The sequence below is a fragment of the Shinella sp. GW821-FHT11G07 genome (assembly GCF_058808115.1).
The window spans coordinates 200,853-216,379 of record NZ_JBXARJ010000008.1 but is presented as its reverse complement, the minus strand read 5'-3'; the positions used below and the strand labels follow the sequence as shown (position 1 = coordinate 216,379).

General features: G+C 64.0%; 21 protein-coding genes. 10 read left to right on the top strand and 11 right to left on the bottom strand.

Annotated features, from left to right (window positions below; genetic code table 11):
* The first annotated feature begins 71 nt into the window (after nucleotides 1-71).
* The 3 genes from AC1RT2_RS17385 (at nucleotide 72) to AC1RT2_RS17375 (ending at nucleotide 3,203) form a co-directional block, all read left to right on the top strand.
* Nucleotides 72-1,670 (top strand): L-aspartate oxidase, encoded by a 1,599-nt coding sequence (locus AC1RT2_RS17385; protein WP_493103821.1) that lies wholly within the window; start codon nucleotides 72-74, stop codon nucleotides 1,668-1,670.
* A 39-nt stretch (nucleotides 1,671-1,709) separates the two neighbouring features.
* A complete protein-coding gene (gene nadC / locus AC1RT2_RS17380; RefSeq protein WP_493103820.1) occupies nucleotides 1,710-2,615 on the top strand; it encodes a carboxylating nicotinate-nucleotide diphosphorylase in 906 nt (301 codons plus the stop codon).
* Between the two features lie 69 nt (nucleotides 2,616-2,684).
* Complete coding sequence (locus AC1RT2_RS17375) at nucleotides 2,685-3,203, top strand: superoxide dismutase family protein (protein WP_493104022.1); 519 nt, start codon at nucleotides 2,685-2,687, stop codon at nucleotides 3,201-3,203.
* Here AC1RT2_RS17375 and AC1RT2_RS17370 read toward each other — a convergent pair whose 3' ends face one another.
* From AC1RT2_RS17370 to ygfZ, 5 genes are all read right to left on the bottom strand, one after another.
* Nucleotides 3,204-4,046: a mechanosensitive ion channel family protein gene (locus AC1RT2_RS17370; protein ID WP_493103818.1), complete on the bottom strand. Its 843-nt coding sequence runs from the start codon at nucleotides 4,044-4,046 to the stop codon at nucleotides 3,204-3,206.
* Between the two features lie 106 nt (nucleotides 4,047-4,152).
* Nucleotides 4,153-5,130 (bottom strand): NUDIX hydrolase, encoded by a 978-nt coding sequence (locus AC1RT2_RS17365; RefSeq protein ID WP_493103815.1) that lies wholly within the window; start codon nucleotides 5,128-5,130, stop codon nucleotides 4,153-4,155.
* Nucleotides 5,127-5,660, bottom strand: coding sequence for a tyrosine phosphatase family protein (locus tag AC1RT2_RS17360; protein WP_493103813.1), 534 nt, complete (start codon nucleotides 5,658-5,660; stop codon nucleotides 5,127-5,129). The genes AC1RT2_RS17365 and AC1RT2_RS17360 overlap by 4 nt, the downstream gene beginning before the upstream one ends.
* A gap of 2 nt (nucleotides 5,661-5,662) precedes the next feature.
* The gene (locus AC1RT2_RS17355; RefSeq protein ID WP_493103811.1) at nucleotides 5,663-6,292 is read right to left on the bottom strand and encodes a YfbR-like 5'-deoxynucleotidase; all 630 of its coding nucleotides are present in this window, start codon (nucleotides 6,290-6,292) and stop codon (nucleotides 5,663-5,665) included.
* The gene (ygfZ, locus tag AC1RT2_RS17350) at nucleotides 6,289-7,134 is read right to left on the bottom strand and encodes a CAF17-like 4Fe-4S cluster assembly/insertion protein YgfZ (RefSeq protein ID WP_493103809.1); all 846 of its coding nucleotides are present in this window, start codon (nucleotides 7,132-7,134) and stop codon (nucleotides 6,289-6,291) included. Before ygfZ ends, AC1RT2_RS17355 begins: the two co-directional genes overlap by 4 nt.
* 216 nt (nucleotides 7,135-7,350) lie before the next feature.
* Here ygfZ and AC1RT2_RS17345 point away from each other — a divergent pair, with 216 nt between their 5' ends.
* On the top strand, nucleotides 7,351-7,953 hold the full coding sequence (locus AC1RT2_RS17345) for a nucleotidyltransferase domain-containing protein (protein WP_493103807.1): 603 nt from the start codon (nucleotides 7,351-7,353) through the stop codon (nucleotides 7,951-7,953).
* A gap of 2 nt (nucleotides 7,954-7,955) precedes the next feature.
* On the opposite strand, the gene AC1RT2_RS17340 is transcribed toward AC1RT2_RS17345, so the two are convergent.
* The 4 genes from AC1RT2_RS17340 to AC1RT2_RS17325 form a co-directional block, all read right to left on the bottom strand.
* Complete coding sequence (locus AC1RT2_RS17340) at nucleotides 7,956-8,735, bottom strand: hypothetical protein (RefSeq protein WP_493104020.1); 780 nt, start codon at nucleotides 8,733-8,735, stop codon at nucleotides 7,956-7,958.
* A 58-nt stretch (nucleotides 8,736-8,793) separates the two neighbouring features.
* Nucleotides 8,794-9,063, bottom strand: coding sequence for a hypothetical protein (locus tag AC1RT2_RS17335; RefSeq protein WP_150129906.1), 270 nt, complete (start codon nucleotides 9,061-9,063; stop codon nucleotides 8,794-8,796).
* Nucleotides 9,064-9,155: 92 nt separating this feature from the next.
* Nucleotides 9,156-9,581: a TIGR02301 family protein gene (locus AC1RT2_RS17330; RefSeq protein WP_493103804.1), complete on the bottom strand. Its 426-nt coding sequence runs from the start codon at nucleotides 9,579-9,581 to the stop codon at nucleotides 9,156-9,158.
* Nucleotides 9,578-10,012 (bottom strand): NUDIX domain-containing protein, encoded by a 435-nt coding sequence (locus tag AC1RT2_RS17325; RefSeq protein ID WP_069059300.1) that lies wholly within the window; start codon nucleotides 10,010-10,012, stop codon nucleotides 9,578-9,580. Before AC1RT2_RS17325 ends, AC1RT2_RS17330 begins: the two co-directional genes overlap by 4 nt.
* A 60-nt stretch (nucleotides 10,013-10,072) precedes the next feature.
* Here AC1RT2_RS17325 and AC1RT2_RS17320 point away from each other — a divergent pair, with 60 nt between their 5' ends.
* Nucleotides 10,073-10,837, top strand: coding sequence for an SOS response-associated peptidase (locus tag AC1RT2_RS17320; RefSeq protein WP_493103802.1), 765 nt, complete (start codon nucleotides 10,073-10,075; stop codon nucleotides 10,835-10,837).
* 30 nt (nucleotides 10,838-10,867) lie between these two features.
* Here AC1RT2_RS17320 and AC1RT2_RS17315 read toward each other — a convergent pair whose 3' ends face one another.
* Both AC1RT2_RS17315 and AC1RT2_RS17310 read right to left on the bottom strand, forming a co-directional pair.
* A complete protein-coding gene (locus AC1RT2_RS17315) occupies nucleotides 10,868-11,050 on the bottom strand; it encodes a hypothetical protein (RefSeq protein WP_069059298.1) in 183 nt (60 codons plus the stop codon).
* 183 nt (nucleotides 11,051-11,233) lie between these two features.
* A complete protein-coding gene (locus tag AC1RT2_RS17310; RefSeq protein WP_444797651.1) occupies nucleotides 11,234-11,392 on the bottom strand; it encodes a hypothetical protein in 159 nt (52 codons plus the stop codon).
* Between the two features lie 302 nt (nucleotides 11,393-11,694).
* On the opposite strand from AC1RT2_RS17310, the gene cysS reads away from it, so the two are divergent.
* The 5 genes from cysS to pip are packed head-to-tail and all read left to right on the top strand — an operon-like array spanning nucleotide 11,695 to nucleotide 15,527.
* Complete coding sequence (gene cysS, locus AC1RT2_RS17305) at nucleotides 11,695-13,128, top strand: cysteine--tRNA ligase (protein WP_493103800.1); 1,434 nt, start codon at nucleotides 11,695-11,697, stop codon at nucleotides 13,126-13,128.
* Nucleotides 13,125-13,607, top strand: coding sequence for a GFA family protein (locus AC1RT2_RS17300; protein WP_493103799.1), 483 nt, complete (start codon nucleotides 13,125-13,127; stop codon nucleotides 13,605-13,607). Before cysS ends, AC1RT2_RS17300 begins: the two co-directional genes overlap by 4 nt.
* Nucleotides 13,604-14,095, top strand: a complete 492-nt coding sequence (locus AC1RT2_RS17295; RefSeq protein WP_493103798.1) for a GFA family protein — start codon at nucleotides 13,604-13,606, stop codon at nucleotides 14,093-14,095. Before AC1RT2_RS17300 ends, AC1RT2_RS17295 begins: the two co-directional genes overlap by 4 nt.
* Nucleotides 14,096-14,097: 2 nt before the next feature.
* The gene (locus AC1RT2_RS17290; RefSeq protein ID WP_493103796.1) at nucleotides 14,098-14,571 is read left to right on the top strand and encodes a GFA family protein; all 474 of its coding nucleotides are present in this window, start codon (nucleotides 14,098-14,100) and stop codon (nucleotides 14,569-14,571) included.
* Nucleotides 14,568-15,527 (top strand): prolyl aminopeptidase, encoded by a 960-nt coding sequence (pip, locus tag AC1RT2_RS17285; RefSeq protein WP_493103795.1) that lies wholly within the window; start codon nucleotides 14,568-14,570, stop codon nucleotides 15,525-15,527. Before AC1RT2_RS17290 ends, pip begins: the two co-directional genes overlap by 4 nt.

Below are 15,527 nucleotides of genomic sequence, written 5' to 3'. Positions count from 1 at the left end.
AGGAGGGGCCTCAATGCCCCACGGCTAGCCTCTCGGAAGGGAGGCTGGGCGGCGCGTCGGAGGAGTAAGACATGCCTATTGAAAGTTTCCGCCCGCAATCCTGGAACGGCATCGACGATATCGTTATCGTCGGTGGCGGCCTTGCCGGCCTGTTCTGCGCGCTCAAACTTGCGCCGCGTCCCGTCACCATTCTTGCTGCGGCGCCGATCGGGCAGGGCGCATCCTCTGCCTGGGCGCAGGGCGGCATTGCCGCGGCGATGAGCCCGGGTGACACGTTCGACAAACATGTTGCCGATACGCTGGAAGCCGGTGCCGGCATCGTCGACGAGAAGATGGCGCGCTTCATGGTCTCGGAAGGACCGGCGCGCATCCATGACCTGCTCGATTATGGCGTGCCCTTCGATCGCGATCTCGAGGGCAAACTCATGCTCTCCCGCGAGGCCGCTCATTCCGAGCGCCGCATCGTGCGCGTGAAGGGCGACATGGCCGGCAAGGCCATCATGGAGGCGCTCATCGCCGCCGTGCGCAACACGCCGTCCATCCGCGTGCTGGAAGGCTATGTCGTCGAGGAACTGGTGCGCGAGGGACGCTTCATCTCCGGCGTCGTGGCGCGGCCGGATGCCGGCCAGGCGAAGAACCGCGTGCATTTCCCGGCGCGCGCCGTGGTGCTGTGCTCGGGCGGCGTCGGCCATCTCTTCGCCGTCACCACCAATCCGTGGGAAGCCTGCGGTCAGGGTGTGGGCATGGCGGCACGCGCCGGTGCGATCATCGCCGATCCGGAATTCGTGCAGTTCCACCCGACCGCCATCAATATCGGCCGCGACCCCGCACCGCTCGCCACCGAGGCGCTGCGCGGCGATGGCGCCCATCTCATCAATTCCGCCGGCCACCGCTTCATGCTGGATATCCACGAGGACGCCGAACTCGCCCCGCGCGACATCGTCTCCCGCGGCGTCTTCGCAGAAGTCCAGGCCGGTCGCGGCGCGTTCCTCGATTGCACCAAGGCGGTCGGCAGCCACTTCCCTGACATGTTCCCGACGGTCTACGCCTCCTGCAAGGCCGCCGGCATCGACCCGGTGACGCAGCCAATCCCCGTCGTACCCGCCGTGCATTACCACATGGGCGGTGTACTTACGGATGCGGAAGGCCGCACCTCGATCGACGGCCTGTGGGCGGCCGGCGAGGTCACTTCCACTGGCGTGCACGGCGCAAATCGCCTCGCCTCGAACTCGCTGCTCGAAGCCGTCGTCTTTGCCGCGCGCATTGCCGAAAACATCAAGGGCATGCTGCCGGAGCCGAAGATCAACGACTGGGGCAAGAACGCCGGCGAAAGCGACGACCTCGTGACCATCGAGGACAGCTCGGCGCTGACGCGCCTGCGCCGCATCATGAGCGACCATGTCGGCGTCATCCGCACCCGCGATGGCCTCAGGGCGGCGATCCGCGAGATCGCCACGCTGGAGCGCGAAAACAGCCGCATGCGCTTCCACAACATCGTCACCACCGCAAAACTCATCGCGGCGGGTGCCTATCTGCGCGAAGAAAGCCGCGGCGGCCATTTTCGCTCGGACTTTCCCGAGCAGAAGGCAAACTGGAAGCACCGCACCTTCCTCACGCTTGCAGAGGCGGAAAAGGTGGTTGCAGAGCTTTCGGAAACGGCGGCGGCGTAACGGCGCCATTGCGATCAAACAACGAAGCAGGATAAGCCCATGACCACCCCCTATCTTCCCGTCCTCTCGCCGCTGATGTTGGAGGATCAGGTGCGTGCCGCTTTGTTGGAAGACCTTGGCCGGGCGGGTGACATCACCAGCCAGGCGACGATTGCGCCGGATGTCGTGGCGAGGGCGGAATTGAATGCGCGCGAGGATGGCGTCGTTGCGGGGCTCGATCTTGCCCGTGCGGCCTTTCGGTTGATGGATCCCGCGATCCACTTCGAGGCCTTTGTGAAGGATGGCGACCGGCTTGCTCCCGGCGCGGTGATCGCCCGGGTTTCCGGTCCCGCGCGAGCCGTGCTGTCGGCGGAGCGCGTGGCGCTCAATTTCCTCATGCATCTCTGCGGTGTCGCCACGCATACGGCGCGGTTTGCCGACGAGATCGCGCATACGGCGGCGAAGGTCTGCTGCACGCGCAAGACCATTCCTGGCCTTCGGGCGCTGGAGAAATATGCCGTTCGCATGGGCGGTGGCTCGTCGCATCGTTATGGCCTCGATGACGCGATCCTAATCAAGGACAACCACATCGCGGTCTCCCATGGGGTTGCCGGTGCCATCCGCGCCGCCCGCGCCTTCGCTGGCCACCTCGTCAAGGTCGAGGTCGAGGTGACGACGCTGGAGGAACTGGAGGAAGCGCTGGAGGCGCAGCCGGACGTCATCCTGCTCGACAATATGGGACCGGAACTGCTGCGTCGTGCCGTTGAGATCAACCGCGATTGCGCCGGCCTGACCGACGCGACCTATGCCGCCGATCCGCGTCGCGTGAAGCTTGAAGCCTCGGGCAATGTGAACCTGAAGACGATCCGCGCCATTGCCGAAACGGGCGTCGACTATATCTCGACCTCCAAGATCACCATGGCAGCACCGACACTCGACATCGGCCTTGACGTCGTTGTGAGGTGATCGGGCGGAACACGCCACGGCACGATGCGTTCCCGCTCCGTAGGAAATCAATCGGAAGGACGCATCATGTTGAAGATCGTTGCGCTCGCCGCCGCGGCGAGCACCTTTGCGGCACTGGGCGCACCCGCTTTCGCCCAGCAGGCGAAGAACACCGCGCAGGCCAATTTCGTCGACCAGTCCGGCAAGGAGGCCGGCCGTGCGCATCTGACTGCCGGAAATGACGGCGTCCTGTTCGAGGTGGAGGTTTCCGGTCTGGAGCCGCGCAAATGGGTGGCGCTTCATGTCCACGAGACCGGCACGTGCGATCATGCCGATGGTCATAAGTCAGCCGGAGGTCATTTCAATCCGGATAAGAAGGACCACGGCTTTGCATCCGCAACCGGGGCGCATGCCGGCGACCTGCCAAACCAGTATGTTTCCGAAGATGGCGTGATGCGCGCGCAAATCTACACCACCATGGTGCGCCTCGACGATGCCGAGCGCGGAATCCGCGGCCGCGCGCTGATCGTGCACGCCGGTTCGGACGACTATCGGACCAACCCGGCAGGCGGCGCAGGCGATCGGCTCGCCTGCGCCGTGATCGAATAACTACTCGGCCGGAGCCTGCATCGTGTCAGGCTCCGGTTCGCTGGCGGCAAGGCGCTGGCCGAAGGCAATGCGCACGCGGCGGTTCATCTCCTTGGTCGTCTTGAACCACTGCCGCGTCGCAACCCAGTAGCGCAGGGTCAGCACCGCGGAACTTTCTTCCAAACTGTCAACAAAGACCTGCGGCGGCGGCACGGATTCGATTGTTGGATCGTCGCTTGCAATGGCCAAGAGGCGGTCGATCTCGTCATCGATATCCAGGGCGTTCGGCACCACGACCTTGAGGTCATGTTTTCGGGTACGCTCGCGGCTATAGTTGGTAACGGGCGTGTTCCAGAGCGTCGAGTTCGGCGCAAGGCGGTAGAGACCGTCGCCGGTCTTGAGTTCGGTGGCAAAAAGCCCGACCTCGGTGATCGTGCCGGACACGTCCTTCGTCTCGATATATTCGCCCACCCGGAACGGTCGCAGCACAAGCAGCATGATGCCGGCTGCGATGTTCTGCAACGTACCCTGCAGGGCAAGGCCGATGGCAAGACCGGCAGCACCGAGTGCCGCGATGATCGAAGCCGTCTGCACGCCGAATTGGCCGAGAACGGTGACGAAGACAAGGATGAGCAGCGCATAACGCAGGATGTTGGCGAAGAAATGCGCCAGCGTGATATCGATACCACGCACGCGCGAAAGCCCGCTCAGCGCCCAGCGATGCAGCAGCCGCGAGAGAAACCAGCCGAGCACGAGCAGCAAGAGCGCGCCCAGGATAGAGAAGGAATATTGCACGGCGAGTGCGCTCGCCTGTGCCAGCGCCGCGCGTGTCGCGACGATGATGTCGGTTGCCTGATGTTCCATGGATCCTTTCCCCAATCGTTGATGCCGGTAGGGGAATGGCAGGGGCGTGGAGAAGTTCCGATTTAAGCAATGCCGATAAAAGCGCGAAGCGGTTTTGCGCCGCCCATCAGCGCATGCCGACCTTGAGGCCGGGCGCCGGGCGTTCTTCGAAAATTCGGCGCCGGAAGCGGAAAAGGGCGGCAGGGCGGCCGCCGGTGGCGGCGGTGGAGCCGCCGGTCGGCTCAACGAGTTCGGCGCCCTCCACCAGGCGGCGGAAATTCTGCTTGTGCAGATGACGACCGGAGATCGCCTCCACAGTCGCCTGCAATTCGGTGAGCGTGAATTCCGGCGCCATCAACTCGAAGATCACCGGGCGGTATTTGATCTTGCCGCGCAGGCGCGCCATGGCGGTTGCAAGAATTCGGCGATGATCGTGCCGCATGGCAATGCCGGGTGCGGTGCCGCACGATTGGGCACGGCCGTCCGTCACAGCCTCTTCGGCAAGGCCAGCCTCGTAGAGCAGTTCATAGCGCTCGAGGACGCGTTCTTCGTCCCATGGGAAATCCTCCAGGCCGAAGGCGAGGCGCATCCGGTTGCGCGGCGAAGGCAGGGGGGGAACACGTTGCGTATTGATCAGTTCGGAAGCCCAATTTTTCAGCGCCGGCAGGATCAACTGGTCGATGACCGGCGGTCGCCCCTGCCGCCAGTCCTCCCAGGGCAGATACGTGTACCAGTCGCGCCATGCCGCGCCGGTTTCGGCCAGGCGTTCGTTGGCCTCGGCGTCGGTGCGGGTGAGCGCGAGATAACCGACCGAGACCATGTGCGTGCCGGCTTCGTCCGGCAGTTTCTGGCGGCCGCGGTCGCCGAATGTGTAAAGCTGCTCGATATAGCCGAGCTTCAGCGCCGTCTGCGCCTCGACGCTGGCGCGCAGGCTCGTCTCGAAGGTGCGGTGCTGCTGCGGATCGAACGGGCCGAAGGGCAGGGCGTCGCGACCATCCGTGCCGTCGCGGCCGATCGCGAGGATGCACGGGCTGCGGCCGGAAATCGCGACGACCGCCGCATTGAGGCCGATTTCGACTGGCGGGCGGACACTGTTCTCCGTCATCGCACGACCGCCTCCGGCACCGCGGAGAAGACGAACGGGCTGTCGCCGACATAGTTCGCGCCACGGCCGATCGCCTTGACGGCGGCAATCAGCCTGCCACCGCGCGAAAGCACATGGTCGCCGATCTCGATCAGCCGGGCATTCGGCGTCGCCTGCACGGAGGCGCGGCGCAGGCGCTGTGCGAGTTCATGCTCGTCCTGATCCGGTTCCACGGCCAGCGCGGCGAGCAGCGCTGCGGCCGGCGAACGGGAGACCCCCATCATGCAATGGACCAGCAGCGGCGCCCGTCGGTCCCAGCCGCGGGCAAAGCCGACGATCGCGGTGACATGCTCTTCACCAGGCGCGACGAGGTTTCCCGTGCCGGCAAAGGCGATGTCGTTGACGCCAAGGATCATGTGGCGCTCGGCGACGATGACGGCCGGCCGGTGAAAGCCCTGTTTCGGGGCGACAAGGCTCAGCATTTCACGACAGCGGTGGCGGACGGCGAGTTCTGCAATTTTTCCAAGCGGTGCGACGACGATCGTGTCCATGGTCACACCGTCGCGGGTAGGGGGCCGCGCCCGCGGTCCAGGGCCTCGAAGCGCTCGACAAAACGGCGCTGCGCGTCGATGGCGGGAAGGGGCGCAACGTCGATCATATCGAGCGTGATGCCGCGTGGCGCGCCGAAGAATTTGACGGCCTCGGCATGGGAAAAGCCTGCCAGTTCCGTTGCCTCGAAGAAGGCGGCGACCTGGTCGGCCTTCTTGATCTTTGCCTTCAGCGCGGCGGGCGTTGATGATGGCAGGCCGAAGCGCAAATGGACGGCTGCCTCCAGCCGCTTTTCCACCGTCTTGTAGCCACCGCCGACGACGGCCTTGAAGGGTGAAATCATGTCGCCGATGACATATTCCGGCGCATCGTGCAGCAGAGCGATGAGGCATTCGCCGGCATCGCAGCGGTTCTGCTGGCGGAAGATCGTTTCCACGACAAGCGAATGCTGCGCCACGGAAAAGGCATGGTCGCCGTTGGTCTGGCCGTTCCAGCGTGCGACGCGGGCAAGGCCATGCGCGATGTCGGACAATTCTATGTCGAGTGGCGAGGGATTGAGCAGGTCGAGGCGGCGGCCGGACAGCATGCGCTGCCAGGCGCGCGGCTCCGTCTTGACGCGCGTCGCTCCGCTCATTGCGCAGGCACCTCCGAAGCCTCTTGCGGGAAGGCAAGGCCGGTCCAGGCGGGGAGTTCGAGGGTCACGGGCGCACCGTCGGCGATGATCGGCGTACCGCTCTGCATGGCGTCGGCCGCGCGGTCGATGCGCACAATGGCAAGGCCGAGCGCGCCGGAGACGCTGCCGAGCGTGCCGATCGGCTTGCCGCCGGCGAAAAGTTCGGTGCCGGTTTCGGGAAGGGCGACATCACCTTTGACGATGACGGGCCGGCGCCGGGCGGTGCCGCGATGCTGCATGCGCGAGACCACTTCCTGCCCGACATAGCAGCCCTTGCGGAAGGACAGGCCGCCGGTGAGGTCCAGGATGATATCGTGCGGGAAGGCATCGGAAAGCGCATAGTCGCGGCCGGATTCCACAACGCCTGCGCTGATGCGCAGCGTGTCGTAAAGCGCCGGATCGTGGCTTCCGCCGGCGCCCGAGCGGCGCGAGACAGCGCGGCCGGCCCCGGCGAACCGGGCGTCGCGTGGTGCGTCGGCTTCAACCTCGTCCCAGGTGATCGTCACATCGCCATCGCCGACGATGGCGAGATCGACCGCGGCGCGCAGCTTGTACATGGTGAGCCGCTTCAAAAGTGCATCCCGCTGGTCTTCGGTCGTCTCGATCAGCAAGGCGTCCGCGCCGTCGCGGCGGATCAGGAAATCGAACAGGATCTTTCCCTGCGGCGTCAGCAGCGCGCCGGGGCGGACCTCGCCGTCGGGCAGGTCGGGCAGGTTGGTGGTGATGAGTGCTTGCAGGAAGGTCTCGGCATCCTTGCCGGAAAGGCGGAGAAAGGCGCGGCCGGAAAGCGTGACGGAAGGCATGATTCGATCCAGATTTTTCGCGCACCGGCGCCAGCCGGCGGCAGGCGGTGCACCATCGCACCCGTTGAGACAGAAGTAGAATGGCCGGGCGGCTTTCGCAAGGTCACGGCGCTCTTGCCACAGCGACGGTGCCCTGCTGGTCATCTGCCCTATTCTCTTGTCCGGAACCTTGGGATGGTTATGAAGGGAGCCCCACCAGAGCGAGGCAGAGACATCATGACACCAGCGCCCCTGCCACACGACGCCTGGTCCGCCTGGCATCCGGCGGAACTCGCGCGCCGGCTTGCCGGTAGCGCGCGGCCGTGGTGCGTCGTCGGCGGCTGGGCGCTCGATCTCTGGCATGGCGTCGAGACGCGGCCGCATGAGGATCTGGAATTCACCATCCTGCGCGATGACTTTGAGCTGTTTCGCACGGCCCTGTCAGGGCTGCGTTTCCATGCGGTGGGCGATGGCCATGTCGAGCCGCTTGCTGCACAGGCGCTGCCGCCTGCCGACATCGCACAGATCTGGTGCGAGGATGTTGCAGCGCGCCGCTGGCGCGTCGACATGATGCTGGAGGACGGCACGCGGGATATCTGGGTCTATAAGCGCGATGCCTCGATCCGGCGTCCACGCAGCGAGATGGTGCAGACCAGCAGCGACGGCATTCCCTACCTCGCGCCGGAGGCGATCCTGCTTTTCAAGGCTAAATACCAGCGGGAGAAGGATGAGGCCGATTTTGCGCTCGCGCTGCCGAAGCTCGACACGGCGCAACGGCACTGGCTGAGAGCCGCAATCGCAAAGGCTCATCCAGATCACGCATGGCTGGACGTACTATAGCGTCACTCGCCGGTGACGAAGAATTTCCATTGGCCGTCCGGCGTAATACCGACGCGATAGAAATTGTAGCTGCCGAATTCCTGCATTTCGGCAAAATCGCCGGCCGTCACGATGCGCAGCAGCTCCACCTTTTCCGGCGGCGTCAGGCCGGCGAGGGGCTTTTCGGTGAAATAGGGCCAGACATACATTTCCTCCGGCGTGCCCGCGCCGACATGGGCAAAACCGGTCGCCAGCACATCGAGCAGGATTGCCAGGACCTCGATGCCTTCCGGATCGCCGGACTGGCCCTTCAGCGTCTCGACCGGGCCCTCCTCGGTCTCGACCATCGAGACCTGCGTCTCGGTCATGCCCTTGCCGAGCAGGGGGCGCAGGCGCTCGATATCGCCGGAGGCGGCAGCCTCGACGATCAGTTCGCGCATGCGGCGCACGGGTTCCGGCGCCTTGCTGATGTCGTAGATCAACTCGGCCGGCACATCCGGCTCTTCGACGGTCTTGTCGTCGATGGCGGGGTCATTGTCCGCCGGCTCGGTCACCGCCTGGTTTCGGCGAATCAGCGGGTCGGGCATCGGGAGTTCGAGCGGGCCGGTCTCTTCTTTTTCCTCGGTCTCGACCGGGGGCGCTTTTTCCCCTTCGGCCGGCTTCTGCGGCACCTGGCCCTGTTCGTCCTTCAGTTCGCTGAGGGCAAAGGCCGGGCGCGCGGTCGCGGTCAGCGCCGTCGTTCCAGAAAGCACCGACAATACGATGAGGCCGCTGTAAAACAGCTTGTTGCCGTCAGCCGACATCTGCATGACCTGTCTTCCCAGCCTGGAGCATTTTAAACGCAATTCCGCTGGAATTGCTCTATTGCAGGATGCGCTCGGGGGAGAATTCTCCGGCCAGCATGCGATCGCGCAGCGAATCAAGCATGGCTTCCGCGCCGCGTTCGCCCTGCGTGCGGATCGTCTCGCGCAGCGCAAGCGCGATGGCCGCATCGGCGATGATTTCCGGTTCGATACCGTCCGCCATGCCGTCAGCCCAGGCTTCGTTCTGGTATTCCAGAGCGGCCTGCATCTTCTCGTGTACGATCATCTCGTCGATATCGTTGAGAGTAGGTTCCATTGATCGGTCCATGCGCGGCATTCAGTTCTTACTCGACTGTTAACGACCTTAGCAGCCTTTTCCCAAAACGGCACTGGCTGCTGAAGAAAGAGGTTAATTAACCGCTAATTTCCAAATCGCGCGGTAATTTCTGTGGCAAGTGTTGCACCTTCGTTACGGTATCTCTCTTCTGCGACAACCGCCGAGTCGGTGCAAGCGGTATAGATGGCGGCAAAGGAACGGTATCCACGATTAAAGGCGGCGGTCAGTTTTTCCTGCCGCTTCGGCTCGTTTGCCGCTTCCATGTCGATCAGCCGTTGCACGGATGCCCGCCAATTGTCCTCCGCCTTGTCCATGCACAGATTGCGCAGGTAGTGGACCGCGCCGATGATTTCGGAAAGCCGCTCCAGCCGCTCGTCATAGGGCGTGGGCTTTTCCTCGACGGGGGCAGTGCTCGGCGTTTCCTTGGCTTTGTCACCGGCCGCCTGCTGGGCGAAAACCGGCGCTCCGAAGAGAAGACTGAAGAGGAGAACAAGGCGAATCACCGTCATGCACTCCGCTTCGCCCGCTCGGCTTCCAGTCGGCTGATGCACTCGCGCACGCTGTCGGGCGCGGGTAGGTTTTGGATCTCCTCTGCCGAATACCAGCCAACGCTTGCCGCATCGTCGGAGGCGACGGCGACCGCCGTCTCGTCGGCCTTCACCTTGAAGACCGAGAGGAAGAAGGACGGGCTGCCGGGGCCGTCTTCATGGCCGGGCAGGTCATAGGTCGCGAAAAGCATGGGTTTTTCGGCGCGAATGCCGGTTTCCTCATGGAGTTCGCGCAGCGCCGTTTCGGCCGGCGTCTCGCCGTCTTCGCCGCGTCCGCCGGGAAAAGCGTACATGGCGTCCGATGGCGGCTTGCTGCGCAGCACGAGCAGATAGCGCCCGTCACGCTCGATGATGGCGGAGGAGGCGGGCTGGGGCTTCTTCGATTTCTTCATCGCGGTCCGGTTCGCTTGCGCTTCATTGACCCCTTATAGGCAAAGTGCGATGACGACGCCATGTGTGGACGATTTGCATTGCTGGCCAAGGCCGATCTCATGCGCGAGTTCCTCAATGTCGTGAACATGGAGGACCCGCCGCCGCGCTACAATATCGCGCCGACGCAACCGGTGCTGATCGTCGTCGCCAGCGACAAGCACGAGCCCGGCAGCAACCTGCCGGAGCGCAAGGCGATGCTGGTGCGCTGGGGCTTCATGCCGGGCTGGGTGAAGGATCCGCGCGATTTTCCTCTGCTCATCAATGCCCGCGCCGAAACGGCGATCGACAAGGCCTCGTTCCGCGCCGCCATGCGCCACCGTCGCATTCTTATGCCTGCCTCCGGCTTTTTCGAATGGCGCCGGCCGGCGGAGAAGGGGGCGAAGTCGCAGGCCTACTTTATCCGCCCGAAGAAGGGCGAGGTCGTTGCTTTTGCCGGCCTCATGGAAACCTGGTCCTCGGCCGACGGTTCGGAAGTCGATACCGGCGCGATCCTGACGACGGCCGCGAACAACGACATCGCCCGCGTTCACGACCGCATGCCGGTCGTCATCCGTCCGGAAGACTTTTCACGCTGGCTCGATTGCAAGACCCAGGAGCCGCGGGACGTCGTGGATCTCATGAAGCCGATCGACGAAGGATTCTTCGAGGCGATCCCGGTGTCCGACAGCGTCAACAAGGTCGCCAATATGGGGCCGGATATCCTGCTTCCGGTCGAGGAAATGCCGCCGGAAACGAAAAAGGGCGCACAAGCGCCCCCACCGTCAGATCAGCTTTCGCTATTCTAGGATCAAGAAGTCCTGCTGCCTCGAAGCGGCTCAGTCGTAGAGCGGCTGAAGCACGGCCGGAATGTCATGCCCGCGGCGCTTGTCCTTGGGCTTCTGTTCAGGCTTGCACTGCGTGGCCGCCACGACGGCGCGCAGGCCGAGCGGCTTGTAGCGCTTCTGAAGGTTCTCTTTGGCTTCGGTATTCTGCACTGTTTCAGTGCGTGCGGTAGACATTGTCACTCTCCTGAAGTGTCTTTCATCGGGCGGCCCATTCGAACTTCCCCTGGTCGCGGCCCCAATGACCTATGCATTTACGGGACCTGTTCGGCCAAATTCTGCTCAAATCTTGATCGCTCTGCGGCGAATGGTCGAAAAGGGCGGGTTTTTGCGATCAACAATTGTGACTGCTGATAACATTCATTTGCGTGGCGTCTGGCGCACGCGCCCCTGAAGGAAGGCGGTGATGATGGCGCGCAGGCTGAACGGGTTTTCCTGCTTCTCGCCGGACGGCGGCCGCTCCTCGCAGCGTTCGGAATTTTCACATGTCTTGGCATCCTCGCATTTCGTATTCCTCATGGCGTTCCCCTGGTTTTCCGGCGCTTCCGGGCCGGTTCGATGGCTCCTTTCTCTCATGCGGACAGAGGGCGCCGTGTCACCGCGGTAACAGGCGGAAGCGCACAGGATTTTCGTCGGGAAAGCCATTCGCCCGCTTGACCGGACGCGTGCATGGCGCGATAAAGCAGGCCATGAAAACGGTACTCTGCATCCGCCGGAGCATTATTCGCTAGCGCACGCGCTGGCCCGGCCGTTTTCGTCCCCCAAAATCCCTGGATGACAACGACCCGGCCAGCCGGGTTTACGCCTTTTGGGAGATTTCTATGGCCGAAAAACCGGTCCTGACGCTGTACAACACGCTCACGCGGTCGAAGGAGCCCTTTGCGCCCATCGATCCAGACAACGTGCGCATGTATGTCTGCGGCCCGACGGTCTATGACTTCGCCCATATCGGCAATGCCCGCCCGGTCATCGTCTTCGACGTGCTGTTCCGGCTGCTCCGCCATGTCTATGGCGAAAACCACGTCACCTATGCCCGCAACATCACGGACGTCGACGACAAGATCAACGCCCGGGCGCTGCGCGATTTCGGCGGTGAGATCGCCAGCGGCGCACTGTCGCTCAACGCGGCGATCCGGCGCGTGACGGAGAAGACGGCGAACCAGTTCCATGCCGATATCGAAGCGCTCGGCGCCATGCTGCCGACGCACGAGCCGCGCGCCACCGAATTCGTGCAGCCGCGCAAAGACGGCAAGTCGGACATGGTCACGCTGATCGAACGGCTCATCGAGCGCGGTCACGCCTATCAGGCGGGCGGCGAGGTGCTGTTCGACACGCATTCCATGGCCGACTACGGCGACCTGTCGAAACGCAACCTCGACGAACAGCAGGCCGGCGCCCGTGTCGCGGTCGATGCGCACAAGAAGAACCCCGGCGATTTCGTGCTGTGGAAGCTCTCCTCGCCGGAAGAGCCCGGCTGGGACTCTCCGTGGGGCCGCGGTCGCCCGGGCTGGCATATTGAGTGCTCAGCCATGGCTGCCGCCTATCTCGGCGAGACCTTCGACATTCACGGCGGCGGGCTCGACCTGATCTTCCCGCATCACGAGAACGAGATTGCCCAGTCGCGTTGCGCGCATGGCACCAAGGTCATGTCGAATGTCTGGATGCACAACGGCTTCCTGCAGGTCGAAGGCCGCAAGATGTCGAAGTCCGAGGGCAACTTCTTCACGATCTCGGAACTGCTGGACGAGGAAAAGTTCGGCGGCCGCAAATGGCCGGGCGAGGTGCTGCGTCTTGCCATGCTGATGACGCACTACCGCGAGCCGATCGATTTCAGCGTGAAGCGTCTGGAGGAGGCCGAGCGCCTCCTCGCCAAGTGGCCGGCCGGCGGAAACCCGGCCGACGGTCGCGTGGATGAAAGCGTGTTGGCGCCACTGCGTGACGACCTCAACACCGTCGCGGCGGTGCAGGCGCTGCACGCGCTTGCCCAATGCGCCAACAGCGATCCGCTGATGCTCCCCGTCTTCGCCGCCAGCGCCGAGCTTCTCGGCATCGCGCCGAAGAAGGCCGAGGTGTCCAAGGCGCTGGAGGAGAGTATCGGTTCGATCATCCAGCTTCGTCTCGAAATGCTGAAGGCGAAGAACTTCGCCGAGGCCGACAAGATCCGAGACGACCTCGCCGCCAAGGGCGTCCAGCTCAAGGACAGCAAGGATCCGGAAACGGGCGAGCGCGTGACGACGTGGGAGGTGAAGAGGTGACCACGCCCTTCTACACCGGCGGATGCCAGTGCGGCTCTGTGCGCTTCCATGTCGAGGGCGCGCTCGGGGATGCATCGGTCTGTCATTGCCGGATGTGCCAGAAGGCGAGCGGCAATTTTTACCTGCCGCTGGTTTCCGTCCGGGCCGCCAAGCTGACCTGGACGCGCGGCGAGCCGAAGCGGTTCCAGTCGTCGAACCATGGTTATCGCGGCTTCTGCGTCGATTGCGGAACGCCGCTGACCTATGAGGCGCCGGACGGCGTGGCGCTCACCATCGCGTCGTTCGACGATCCGGCCGAGATCGCCCCTCGCATCCAGTGGGGCATCGAGGCGAAGTTGCCCTATGTGGATGCGATCCACGACCTGCCGGGCGAGGACACGATGGCGGACCAGGATGCCGCTTCCTTCCTCGCCGACCTCGTCTCCTATCAGCACCCGGACCATGACACCGACGACTGGTCGCCGGAGCGTAAGCCATGAGCATTTCGCGCATCTATACCGGCGGCTGCCAATGCGGCGCGGTGCGCTACCGCGTCGAGGGCACGCTCGGCGATCCGCATCTGTGCCATTGCCGCATGTGCCAGAAGGCGGCCGGCAACTATTTCCTGCCGCTCGCCAATGCGCCGCGGGAGCGTTTTTCGATGACACGCGGCGAGCCCGGCTGGTTCCAGTCATCCGAGATCGTGCGCCGCGGCTTCTGCCGGGATTGCGGCACGCCGCTGTTCTATGACGGCCTCGCCTCGGCCCATATCAACGTGACACTCGGTTCTCTCGACGATCCGGACGACGTGCGCCCGATCGCGCAATCCGGTGTCGAATCGCGCGTCGTCTGGTTTTCCCAGCTGCCGAAACTTGCCGAAAGCGAAAGCAACGAGGGCGAGGGTGGGGCGGAGCGCCACCTCACGATCCGCGACTCGAACCGTCAGCATCCCGACTACGACACCGATCACTGGCCGCCGGAGGAATAGACATGACCGAGACCGTTCGTACCGGAGGCTGCCAGTGCGGCGCCGTCCGTTTCCGCATCAAGGGTGAGCTCGGCCGTCCGTCGATCTGTCATTGCCGTATGTGCCAGAAGCAGTTCGGCGGCTTCTTCGGTCCGCTCGTCACCGCCAAGGGCGAGACGGAATGGACGCGCGAGGAGCCGACCTATTTCCAGTCCTCGATCAACATCGCCCGCGGCTTCTGCAGGCATTGCGGCACGCCGCTGACCTACAAACATCCCGGCGGGCTGGAGATCGCGATTGGCGCCTTCGACGACCGCAGCGATCTCGCGCCGCAGATCCAGGTCAATTACGGCTCGCGCCTTCCCTGGGTCGAGGCGATTTTCGCTGCACCCGTGCATGACGACCCGAACTATTACAGCCAGCAGGAGCAGATCATCTCCTTCCAGCACCCCGACCACGAGACTGAAAACTGGCCTGCCCACGGATTGAAATTATGAGTGAAGCCTTGCGGACCCTCTATCCCGAAATCGAACCCTATGCTTCTGGCCGTCTCGACGTCGGCGACGGGCACGTCATCTACTGGGAGCGTGCCGGCACGCCGGGCGCAAAGCCCGCGGTCTTCCTACATGGCGGCCCCGGCGGCACGATCTCGCCCAACCATCGCCGGCTGTTCGATCCGGCGCTCTACGACGTGACGCTGTTCGACCAGCGCGGCTGCGGCAAGTCCACGCCGCACGCGGAACTGGAGGCCAACACGACCTGGCACCTCGTCGCCGATATAGAGCGGCTGCGCGAAATGGCGGGTGCGGAAAAGTGGCTCGTCTTCGGCGGCTCCTGGGGCTCGACGCTGGCGCTCGCCTATGCGGAAAAGTATCCGGAGCGCGTCTCCGAACTCGTCGTGCGTGGCATCTATACGCTGACCAAGGGCGAACTCGACTGGTACTATCAGTTCGGGGTCTCTGAAATGTTTCCGGACAAGTGGGAGCGCTTCATTGCCCCCATCCCACCCGAAGAGCGCCACGAGATGATGCTCGCCTACCACCGCCGCCTGACAAGCGACGACAAGGCGACGCGCATCGCCGCCGCCAAGGCCTGGAGCCTGTGGGAAGGCGAGACGATCACGCTTCTGCCGGAGCCGTCGACGAGCGACAAGTTCGGCGAGGACGAGTTTGCCCACGCCTTCGCCCGCATCGAAAACCATTTCTTCGTCAATGCCGGTTGGCTGGATGAGGGGCAGCTCCTGCGCGACGCGCACAGGCTAACCGGCATTCCCGGCGTCATCGTGCATGGCCGCTATGACATGCCGTGCCCGGCCAAATACGCCTGGCAGCTGCATAAGGCCTGGCCGGAGGCGGAGTTCTACCTCGTCGAAGGCTCGGGCCACGCCTATTCCGAGCCCGGCATCCTCGACCGCCTGATCTACGCGACCGACACGTTCGCGGGGAAAGTCTGA